This is a genomic window from Streptomyces sp. NPDC057543 (assembly GCF_042801895.1).
Lineage (GTDB): Bacteria > Actinomycetota > Actinomycetes > Streptomycetales > Streptomycetaceae > Streptomyces.
Map to the genome: position 1 here is coordinate 1 of NZ_JBHVFF010000312.1, position 9,590 is coordinate 9,590.

10 protein-coding genes are annotated in these 9,590 nt (G+C 69.6%); 2 read left to right on the forward strand and 8 right to left on the reverse strand.

What is annotated here, in order from left to right:
• Nucleotides 1–38 precede the first annotated feature (38 nt).
• The 7 genes from ACFU8Q_RS34925 to ACFU8Q_RS34955 all read right to left on the reverse strand — a co-directional run bounded on the left by ACFU8Q_RS34925 (nt 39) and on the right by ACFU8Q_RS34955 (nt 5,386).
• A complete protein-coding gene (locus ACFU8Q_RS34925; RefSeq protein WP_384462172.1) occupies nt 39–371 on the reverse strand; it encodes a TcmI family type II polyketide cyclase in 333 nt (110 codons plus the stop codon).
• Nucleotides 372–454: 83 nt separating this feature from the next.
• Nucleotides 455–934 (reverse strand): SRPBCC family protein, encoded by a 480-nt coding sequence (locus ACFU8Q_RS34930; RefSeq protein ID WP_384462175.1) that lies wholly within the window; start codon nt 932–934, stop codon nt 455–457.
• 1 nt (nt 935) lies between these two features.
• Complete coding sequence (locus tag ACFU8Q_RS34935) at nt 936–1,193, reverse strand: acyl carrier protein (RefSeq protein WP_266744373.1); 258 nt, start codon at nt 1,191–1,193, stop codon at nt 936–938.
• A 15-nt stretch (nt 1,194–1,208) separates the two neighbouring features.
• Nucleotides 1,209–2,459 carry a beta-ketoacyl synthase N-terminal-like domain-containing protein gene (locus ACFU8Q_RS34940; protein ID WP_384462179.1) on the reverse strand — a complete coding sequence of 417 codons (1,251 nt, stop codon included), beginning with the start codon at nt 2,457–2,459 and terminating at the stop codon, nt 1,209–1,211.
• Nucleotides 2,456–3,724 (reverse strand): beta-ketoacyl-[acyl-carrier-protein] synthase family protein, encoded by a 1,269-nt coding sequence (locus ACFU8Q_RS34945; protein ID WP_384462182.1) that lies wholly within the window; start codon nt 3,722–3,724, stop codon nt 2,456–2,458. Before ACFU8Q_RS34945 ends, ACFU8Q_RS34940 begins: the two co-directional genes overlap by 4 nt.
• On the reverse strand, nt 3,721–4,188 hold the full coding sequence (locus ACFU8Q_RS34950) for a cupin domain-containing protein (protein ID WP_384462185.1): 468 nt from the start codon (nt 4,186–4,188) through the stop codon (nt 3,721–3,723). Before ACFU8Q_RS34950 ends, ACFU8Q_RS34945 begins: the two co-directional genes overlap by 4 nt.
• Nucleotides 4,189–4,264: 76 nt before the next feature.
• Entirely contained in the window at nt 4,265–5,386 is a 1,122-nt protein-coding gene (locus ACFU8Q_RS34955; protein WP_384462188.1) for a SchA/CurD-like domain-containing protein, read from the reverse strand.
• Nucleotides 5,387–5,652: 266 nt separating this feature from the next.
• On the opposite strand from ACFU8Q_RS34955, the gene ACFU8Q_RS34960 reads away from it, so the two are divergent.
• Nucleotides 5,653–7,281, forward strand: coding sequence for an FAD-dependent oxidoreductase (locus tag ACFU8Q_RS34960; RefSeq protein ID WP_384462198.1), 1,629 nt, complete (start codon nt 5,653–5,655; stop codon nt 7,279–7,281).
• 31 nt (nt 7,282–7,312) lie between these two features.
• Here ACFU8Q_RS34960 and ACFU8Q_RS34965 read toward each other — a convergent pair whose 3' ends face one another.
• The gene (locus ACFU8Q_RS34965; RefSeq protein ID WP_384462191.1) at nt 7,313–7,774 is read right to left on the reverse strand and encodes a hypothetical protein; all 462 of its coding nucleotides are present in this window, start codon (nt 7,772–7,774) and stop codon (nt 7,313–7,315) included.
• A gap of 325 nt (nt 7,775–8,099) precedes the next feature.
• Between ACFU8Q_RS34965 and paaK the strand changes: the two genes are divergently transcribed.
• Nucleotides 8,100–9,389 (forward strand): phenylacetate--CoA ligase PaaK, encoded by a 1,290-nt coding sequence (gene paaK, locus ACFU8Q_RS34970; protein ID WP_384462195.1) that lies wholly within the window; start codon nt 8,100–8,102, stop codon nt 9,387–9,389.
• Nucleotides 9,390–9,590 lie beyond the last annotated feature (201 nt).

Sequence of the window (9,590 nt, forward strand, 5' to 3'; positions counted from 1 at the left end):
GGTCCGGCCGACTGGCCGGCCCGGGGCGATTTTCCGTCTCAGGCGGTGGCGTCGCGCTCCCACCGGTAGAACTCGTGGGCCATGGCGTCCTTGGGGCTGCGCCAGGTCTGCGGGTCGTACGCGCTCACGTATGCGGTGAGCTTTTCGCTGATTTCCTTGAACTCCGGGTGCTGCGTCACCTTGGCGATCTCGGGGCCCGGCGGGCGTTCCGATTCGATCAGGTGGAGGTAGACGTCGCCGAACTGGAACAGCTTGCGCCTGGTGACGCCGACGAGGTGCGGCAGTTCGGTGCTGTCGGAGGCCGCGAACAACTCGGCGATGTCCGGTGCCGAACCCGGTGCCATCCGGGCGACGATCAGAGCGTGGTGCATCGTGGGATGCCTTTCTGGTTCCCGGCCCGGCACCCCGGTCGGACGGCGGGGTGCCGGGCTGCGTGGGGCGGGCGGACGGCGGGTCAGCGGGCCGATACCGAGGCGGTACGGTGCTCCCGGGCGCGCTGCTCGATCTTGTCCCGGATGAGCTCCATCTGGACCTTGGAGTTGCGGTTGATGTTGTCGGTCATCCACGCGTCGTCGACGGGCGCGTCGGGCCGCATCGCGAATTCCTGGGTCCAGCGCATCTTCGTACCGCCGGGGACCTCGGAGTACTCCCACCGGATGTTCATGTGCTGGAACGGGCCCGGCTCGACCCGGCGGGCGTGGACCGTGCGGCCGGCGCGGTCGACGGTCCGCTCGGAGACCCAGCTCCACACCTTGTCGTTCTCGTCGGGGTGCATGGTCAGGCGGAACTTCGTCCTGTCGCCGTCCCGTTCGATGACCTCGACCGCGGCGTACTCGCTGAACAGCCGAGGCCAGTTCTCCAGATCGTTGGTCACGTCCCAGACGAGGTCCAGGGGGGCGGCGATGGTGATTTCGTTCTCGGTGCGTCCAGGCACGTCAGGCTCCTTGCATGAGGCTGTTGTTGACGAGGTCCAGGAATTCCTGGGGGGTCTTGCAGCGGTCGGCGTCGGTCGGCAGCGGTCGGCCGTGCCGGTTCTCCAGCACGCCCACGATGCCGAGCAGGCCCAGCGAGTCGAGGCCGAACTCGTCGAAAGCGGAGCCGGGGCGCTTCTCCATGTCGCGCGGGTCCACGGTGAGTCCGGCGCCCTTCTTCATCAGGACGGCGAGTTCCGCGTAGGTCAGTCGATCGGTCATGAGGACTTCTCCTTCTCACGATTGGGTGTCGGTGGAGCGCCGCAGCACCATCGCCGCGTTCGAGCCCATGAGCCCGCGGCTGAGCACCAGGGCCGTCCGCAGCTCGGCGGGGCGCGCACTGCCGGTGACGACATCGAGGTCATGACACACCTCGAAGACGTTCGGCGTGGGCGGTATCAGCGAGTTCTCCATGGAGAGCACCGCCGCGGCCGCGTCCAGCACCGGGGCCCCGCAGTACGCGCGGCCGATGCCGGTCTTGGGGGCCGTCACCGGAACCTGTCGGCCGTGCGCGCCGAGTGCGTCCGCGATCGCGAGCGCTTCGGCGCGGTCGGCCGCCGGTACGCCGAGGGCGTCCGCGAAGACGACGTCGATCTCGTCCGGCGCGCAGTCGGCCTCCCGCAGGGCGCCGCTGATCGCCTGGGCGAGGCCCTCCCGGGACTCCTCCCACTTGGACGCGCCGGTGAACGTGGCGGCGTGCCCGGCGATTTCGGCCCTTACACGGGCCCCGCGCCGACGCGCCGACTGCTCCTCCTCGACCACCAGCATCGCGCCGCCCTCGGCCGGCACGAATCCGCAGGCGTCCGAGGTGAACGGCCGGTAGGCGCGGGCGGGGTCGTCGCAGGTGCTCAGGTCCTCGTAGCCGAGCTGGCAGACGACCGAATAGGGCGCCAGCGGTGCCTCGGCCGCGCCGACCACCACCGCTTCGGCTCCGCCGCGGATCGAACGGGCGGCGTGCGCCAGCGCGTCCAGGCCGCCCGCCTCGTCGCTGGCCACAACCGCGCACGGCCCCTTGAAACCGCCGCGGATCGAGATCTGGCCGGTGCTGGCGGCGTAGAACCAGGCGATGGACTGGTACGGGCCCACGTAGCTGGATCCCTGTCCCCACAGCCGTTGGAGTTCACGCTGACCGAATTCACCGCCGCCGGACCCGGCAGCGGTCACCACGCCGACGTCGAACGGTGAGTTCTCGTAGTCGGCACGGCCCAGTCGGGCGTCGTCCAGAGCGATGTCCGCGGCGGCCATCGCGAAGTGCGTGAACCGGTCGGTCTGGACGATGAAGCGCTCTTCGATCAGCTCGGCCGCCTCGAAACCCCGCACCTCGCCCGCGACCCGCAGCGGGAGGTGCTCGCACCCCTCGCGGGTCACCTGGTCGAGGACGCTGATCCCTTCGTGCGTCCTCTTCCAGAAGGCCTCGGTGTTGATTCCGTTGGGGGCGACGACACCGATGCCGGTGACGACGGTGCGTCTGGTTCTTCGGGTTCTCATGGTGTCCTCCCACCTGTTCGCGTCAGGGCCACCGCGGACTGGAAGCCGCCGAATCCGCTGCCGACCGAGAGGATGCTGCGCAGCTTCACGGGACGTGCGGTGCGGGGCACGTAGTCGAGGTCGCACTCCGGGTCCGGGCTCTCGTAGTTCGCGGTCGGCGGTACTGTCTGGTGGACCAGGGCGAGTACGCAGGCCGCAATCTCAATGGCCCCGATCGCTCCAAGCGAGTGACCGACCATGGACTTGATGGAACTCATCGGTACGTCATAGGCGTGCGCGCCCAGTGCCCGCTTCACGGCGGCCGTCTCGTGCCGGTCGTTCTGCTTGGTGCCCGAGCCGTGTGCGTTGACGTAGTCGATCTGCGAACCGTCTATCCGGGCGTGACCGAGCGCCCGGTTGATCGCCTCGGCCATCTCCAGCCCTTCGGGGGTCAGCCCGGTCATGTGGTAGGCGTTGCCGAAGGTGGCATAGCCCGAGATCTCGCAGTAGACGGTCGCGCCGCGGGCGCGGGCGTGCTCCAGCTCCTCCAGGACGAGCACCGCTCCGCCCTCGCCCATGACGAAGCCGTCGCGGCGGGAGTCGAACGGCCGGGAGGCGTGCTCCGCATCGTCGTTGTTCGGCGAGGTGGCCTTGATCGCGTCGAAGCACGCCACCGTGATCGGGGTGATGGGTGAGTCGGACGCCCCGGCGACGCAGACGTCGACGCGGCCCTCCTCGATGGACTGGAAGGCGTACCCGATCGCGTCCAGGCCTGAGGTGCAGCCCGTGGAGACGGTCTGCACCGGGCCGTGCGCGCCGACCTGCTCGGCCACCGCCGAAGCGAGGGAGCTGGGTGAGAAGGCCCGCTCCAGATGCGGGCCGGCCGGCCGGTGGTCGACGTCCCAGCGGGCACCGCTGCCGCTGACGGCGACGTAGTCGTGCTCCAGTCGGGTGGTGCCGCCGACCGCGGTGCCCAGCGACACCCCCATGCGCCAGGGGTCCACCTTCTCCGGGTCGAGCCCCGCGTCACCGAGGGCCTCCCTGGCGGCCACCATCGCGAACTGGACGTACCTGTCGGACCGGGCGACCTGGTCCGCGTCCAGTCCGTGGGCCGCCGGGTCGAAGTCGCACTCGGCGGCGATACGGGACCGGAAGCCGGCCGGGTCGAAGAGCGTGATGCCCCGGGTCGCGGTGCGTCCGTTCGCGAGGAGGTCCCAGAAGGCCGGTGCGCCGATGCCGCCGGGGGCCACGACGCCGACGCCGGTGACCCCCACGCGGCGGGTCATGAGGCGGCCGTTCGTTCCTGCGGCGCGGCGCGCCCGGCGGACCGTGTGTGCTCGGCGGACGGGGTGTGCTCGGCGGACTCGGTGTGCTCGGTGTCGACGTGGCCGAGTTCCGGGCGCGGGGCGAGCGGGCCGAGGTGGAAGACCATGCGTGCCTCGACGTCGCCGACGTTCCGGAACCGGTGGCGTACATGGGGAGGGATCAGCAGGCCCTGATCGGGCCGCATCCGGTGCGGTTCACCATCCAGATCCACCTCCAGGAGACCGTTCACGACGTACACGAACTCCTCGGAGTACGGGTGGTAGTGCTCGCCGATGCGGTCGCCGGGCTGAACGATGGCCAGCCCCATGAAGCCGCTGGTGGCTCCCACCGCTGTCGGCGTGAGCATGGCGCGAAGGTCGCCTCCGCGCCTGCGGTTGGGCTGCGTCTCGCTGAGGTCCACGATGCGTGGCCGGTGCATGGTCATGATTGCTTTCCTCCTGGCGCATTGCGCGTTGTATTGACGGGTTGAGCGAGAACCCCCCAGGGTGCGGATGCGCGGTTCAGGACTCCATGGCCCGCCGATCGGTGATCAGGGTCATCTCGGCCTCTGCGAGGAAGTGCGAGATCCCCTGGTCGTTCGTGGGCACGGCGTTCGCGCCGCTGTCGAGGAGACGTCCGAGCCTGGCCACCTTGCCAGGGCCGTCGATGCCGACCGCCTGAGCGGCCTGCGCGTCGATCGGTTCGATAGCTTCGAGGAGGCGGACGACGACGTCGTCGCGCTGGAAGATGGTGCTGCTGTCGATGATGCTCGCGGGGTCGTCGGCGGCCTCCTCGTCGTGGCCGGCGAGCAGCCGGGCGAGTGCCATGCCGCAGCCCTCCTTGGCCTGGTAGAAGAGCGCGTGCCGGCGGATGTCCTCGGCCTTGTGCCGGCCCGCGGTCACGTGGTGGACGGTGGGGAGCGCCGCCCGGGTGAAGAACATCCGGGCGGAGTTCGGGTCGCTGAGGTCCCGGTCCTGCTCCAGGTACGGGTTGATGGCCTCTTCGACTGCCCTGACCTCGGGCTGCCGGGCGACGTGGCGCAGGGCCGCGAGGAGGTCACCCTCGACCTCGACCGCCCGCACGACGCGGTTTCCGTGCATGAAGAGCGACGTACGGCGCAAACGGGTGCCTTCGTCGACACGAGCGTTCGGAGAGTCGTAGTCGGCCAGGATCTTCGCCACGATGTCCTCGGTGCCGGGCTTGACGGTGAAAGTCAGCGCGTGGCGCACCACTCCGTCGCCGAGGCGGGGTGACGCCTGCAGCCTGCTCTTGGCCGTCTCGGGCGCCATCTCGAACGACTTTCCGGTCTCCCGCAGAACGCTGAAGCGCAGCGAACGGGTGTCGCGCACGCAGCCGTGCAGCGGCTGCACCGTCGCGACATGCTCCTCGCTGTTCACCCAGGCGAGGAACGGGGGTGCGCTCTCCCATTCGCTCGTGATCAGCCACTGCGAGGGGTTCTCGATGGACTGGCACAGCTGGTCGCTGATGTGCCCGGGGACGGATGCCACCTGATTGCGCAGGTGCTCATACGCCTCCAGGAACTCCTTCTGCGCCCCGTCGTACAGGTCCAGCAGCAGCACGACCCGCAGCCTGGAGCCGTCGAAGGCGGACTGGGAGATCCGTTCCGAGAGGGTGATGGTCATCTTTCGGTCTCCTTCGAGACGGTGTCGTGGACAAGCCGGGTGGCATGCCGTCAACCGTCGGTTGGCGAGTGATTCGGAGTGGGGATTCTCCCGGCGGATGTGAGCGGTCCGCCCCCGTGACCGCGGGCATCGTCTCCGTGACCGATCGTGAAACGCTGGTCCGGGTGGCGCGAGATTTATGAACCGTTCAGGTGAGCGACCGTCCGAAGCGCTCCGACGAGGGCATGGAACAAGGCAACCGAACGGCGTCCGAGCTGGAGCAACTGATGAACGAGAACGTCGACATTCGCGTACCGGTCCTCATCGTGGGCGGCTCCCTTGTGGGCCTGTCCACCTCACTTTTCCTCGGCCGGCTCGGCATTGAGCACCTGCTGGTCGAGAAGCACCGGTCCACCTCGACACATCCGCGCGGACGCGGCAACAACGTGCGCACGATGGAGGTGTTCCGTACAGCGGGTGCCGAGCCGGGCATCCGGGAAGCGGCGTCGGTCCTCGCCGAAAACCACGGCATTCTGCAGGCCGGTTCGCTCACCGGCGACGACCAGGAGTGGCTGTTCAAGGAGATCGACCCGGGCGGCGGGCTCGCCCGTTTCAGCCCGACCGGCTGGTGCCTGTGCAGCCAGAACGATCTGGAACCCGTGCTGCTGAGGCTGGCTCGCGAACAGGGCGGTGACCTGCGGTTCTCCACCGAGATGCAGAGCTTCGACCAGGACGGGTCAGGGGTGGACGCGGCACTCAAGAACCGCGAGACCGGAGAGCACATCAGTGTGCGCGCCGACTACCTCGTCGCGGCCGACGGGCCGCGCAGTCCCATCCGTGAGCAGCTGCGCATCGACCGGACGGGGCCCGGCGACCTCTTCCACAACGTGAGCATCACCTTCCGTTCGCGGCAGCTCGCCGATGTGCTGGGCGACCGGCGCTTCATCGTCTGCTATCTCACCAACCCCGCGGCGGACGGTGCCCTGTTGCCGGTCGACAACAGGAAGGAGTGGGTGTTCCACGCGCCGTGGCAGCCTCAACTCGGTGAAACTCTCGAGGACTTCACAGACGAGCGGGTCGCCGAGCACATCCGTACGGCGGTCGGTGCTCCGGGGATCGACATCGAAATCACCGGCAAGGCCCCGTGGCACGCCGCGGAGCGCGTCGCGAAGCGGTATTCGTCCGGCAGAGTCTTCCTCGCCGGGGATTCGGCCCACGAGATGTCTCCCACCGGGGCGTTCGGCTCCAACACCGGCATTCAGGACGCGCACAACCTGGCGTGGAAGCTCGCCGCCGTACTGAAGGGCGAGGCGGGCCCGGGCCTGCTGGACACCTACGAGGCGGAGCGGCTGCCGGTGGCGCAGGCGACGAGCGCGCGGGCCTCGGCGCGCTCCAGCGAGCACAGCCACCCGGGGTACGCCGCGGCGCCGGGTGTGAGCGGCGGGAAGCAGGGCGGGATGCTCACCGTGGCGCTGGGCTACCGCTATGTCCGCGGTGCTGTGCTGGGTGCCGACCCGGGGCAGCCGGTGGTGCCGCAGAGAATGCAGCTGAACGGTCAACCAGGCAGTCGTGCACCACATCTGTGGGTCCGTCAGGATGGGGAGCGCAAGTCCACGCTGGATCTGTACGAGCACACCTTCGTGCTGCTCACGGACGGTGAGGACGTGGTGTGGCGGCGGGCGGCGGGTCGGGTCGCCGACGGACTGTCGGTACGGCTCCCGGCGTACGGCATCGGCCCTGGAGCCGATCTGGAGCCGGAGAACGGGGCCGACTGGGCGGAGCTCCACGGCACGACACCCGAAGGCGCGGTCCTGGTGCGTCCCGACGGCTTCGTGGCCTGGCGGTCGACGGGGCCGGTACCCGATGCCGAGACCACTCTCCAAGAAGTCCTGACCTCGCTGCTGCACCGGTCGTGACCGCCCGGTACCCGTCGGGGATTTGGTCAGGTCAGGCCGAACGTCCCCTGTTCCGCGAGGAATTGCTCCGACCGAACGGTGTGGACGCGGTGCCCTCCGTCGATGGTGTCGAACCGGGCCCCGGGTAGGCGAACGGCTCGACGGCGGCTGGGACTTCGCCGGCGTCGCGCCCCGACCAGGTGACTTCCGGCGCGGCCCGCCCGGCCGCGTACCAGGGTTCGTCGCGGCGCAGTTCACCGGCGTCGCGTTGGTCCTGATCGGTGGCGTCGGTGCCGACGGCCCGGGTGCCGGGTGCGCCGAACGTGAGCGTACGCAGCCGCGGGTGCCGGGCGGCGTGGAGCGCCGCCGGATCGACAGCCCCGGCATGGGCGAGCAGGCCGACGTGTGCCGGGCCGAGGTGTTCGCGCAACCTCGACGTCGCCGGCCGGTGAGAGCGGTACGTCGACGGGGCCACCGGCACCGCGGAGTCCCCGGCGCAACGCAGATCGAGCACTACGCACTGTCGGTGGGCCGAGAGCCGCCGAGGCCGCCCAGGTACGCGCCGGCCCGCCGGGGAGGCGGATCGGTGGTGCGCTCCTTCCCGGGAGGCGGTGAGCGAGCCCGGCCCCGTCGTACGCGTGGTAGATCGGCACGTATGCCATCCAAACAGGGCGGGCCGGGCGGCGCAGCCGTGTCCGCGTGAGCGTATCCACGTCGCGGGACACCTTCGCGGGAGTGGTGTGCGCCACCCCTCTTGCCAGAAGACGGAGCATCCTGAATTACTACTACCGAAGGATCGACCGAACGATCGGTCGAATGCTCGGAAGAGGGAGATCCGGATGACGCCTCTGCTGGACGCGGCGGAACGAATGGGCCGGGACGAGCTGGAGGCACTCCAGCTGGAGCGGCTGCGGGCCACGCTGCACCATGCGTACGAGAACGTCGGCCATTACCGGGCCGCGTTCGACAAGGCAGGTCTGCGCCCGGACGACTGCCATACGCTCGCCGATCTCGCCCGCTTCCCTTTCACGACCAAGGCCGATCTGCGCGACAACTACCCCTTCGGCATGTTCGCCGTCCCCGAGGAGCGCGTGCGGAGGATCCACGCGTCCAGCGGGACGACGGGCCGTCCGACCGTCGTCGGTTACACCGAGCGGGACCTGGACACCTGGGCGGACATGGTCGCCCGCTCGATCCGGGCGGCCGGCGGTCGCCCCGGGCAGAAGGTCCATGTCGCATACGGATACGGGCTGTTCACCGGCGGCCTGGGAGCTCACTACGGAGCAGAACGGCTCGGCTGCACGGTCATTCCCGCCTCCGGCGGCATGACCGCACGCCAGGTACAGCTGATCCAGGACTTCCGGCCGGAGATCATCATGGTGACCCCGTCGTACATGCTGACACTCCTCGACGAGTTCGAGCGGCAGGGCGTCGATCCGCGGACGACCTCCCTGAAGGTCGGGATCTTCGGCGCCGAGCCGTGGACGGAGGAAATGCGGCGCGAGATCGAGGAGCGGTTCGCGATCGACGCGGTCGACATCTACGGCCTGTCGGAGGTGATGGGGCCCGGTGTCGCGCAGGAGTGCGTGGAGACCAAGGACGGGCTGCACATCTGGGAGGACCACTTCTATCCGGAGGTCGTCGACCCGTTCACCGGCGAGGTGCTGCCGGACGGCGAGGAGGGCGAGCTGGTGTTCACCTCGCTCACCAAGGAGGCCATGCCGGTGATCCGTTACCGGACGAGGGACCTGACCCGGCTGCTGCCGGGCACGGCGCGAGTGTTCAGGCGGATGCAGAAGGTGACGGGGCGCAGCGACGATCTGGTGATTCTGCGCGGGGTGAATCTCTTCCCGACCCAGATCGAGGAGATCGTGTTGCGTACGCCTGGGCTCGCACCGCACTTCCAGCTGCGGCTGACCCGCGAGGGCCGCCTCGACGTCCTGACCGTACGGGTGGAGGCCCGGGCGGGGGCCACGCCGGATCAGCGGACGGCCGCCGCGGAGTCGGTCACGGCGGCCGTCAAGGACGGGATCGGGGTGTCGGTCGGGGTCGAGATCGTCGACCCCGGGACGCTGGAGAGGTCGGTCGGCAAGTTCAAGCGGATCGTGGACGAGCGCGGCGACCGTTAGGACGCCTTCTGGCCGGGTTCGCACCGAGGATCTGCGATTTGTGCCGGAAGTACGTGATTCGCGCCCGTCGGCCGGGACCCGTGCCGGGGCTCGGCCCGTTCGCTCCGGTCACGTGCTGCGGAGCCCGGACCGCCGCGTCGGCGGGCGCCCCCGCATGACACGTGTGGGGCCCCTACGCGAACCGGTCGCGCAGTTCCCGCT

What these genes read in the sequence shown, in the direction of transcription:
- ACFU8Q_RS34945 (WP_384462182.1), bottom strand. Translation starts at nt 3,724, where the DNA reads ATGACCCGCCGCGTGGGGGTCACCGGCGTCGGCGTCGTGGCCCCCGGC.
- ACFU8Q_RS34940 (WP_384462179.1), bottom strand. Translation starts at nt 2,459, where the DNA reads ATGAGAACCCGAAGAACCAGACGCACCGTCGTCACCGGCATCGGTGTC.
- paaK (WP_384462195.1), top strand. Translation starts at nt 8,100, where the DNA reads ATGACGCCTCTGCTGGACGCGGCGGAACGAATGGGCCGGGACGAGCTG.
- ACFU8Q_RS34955 (WP_384462188.1), bottom strand. Translation starts at nt 5,386, where the DNA reads ATGACCATCACCCTCTCGGAACGGATCTCCCAGTCCGCCTTCGACGGC.
- ACFU8Q_RS34925 (WP_384462172.1), bottom strand. Translation starts at nt 371, where the DNA reads ATGCACCACGCTCTGATCGTCGCCCGGATGGCACCGGGTTCGGCACCG.
- ACFU8Q_RS34950 (WP_384462185.1), bottom strand. Translation starts at nt 4,188, where the DNA reads ATGACCATGCACCGGCCACGCATCGTGGACCTCAGCGAGACGCAGCCC.
- ACFU8Q_RS34960 (WP_384462198.1), top strand. Translation starts at nt 5,653, where the DNA reads ATGAACGAGAACGTCGACATTCGCGTACCGGTCCTCATCGTGGGCGGC.
- ACFU8Q_RS34935 (WP_266744373.1), bottom strand. Translation starts at nt 1,193, where the DNA reads ATGACCGATCGACTGACCTACGCGGAACTCGCCGTCCTGATGAAGAAG.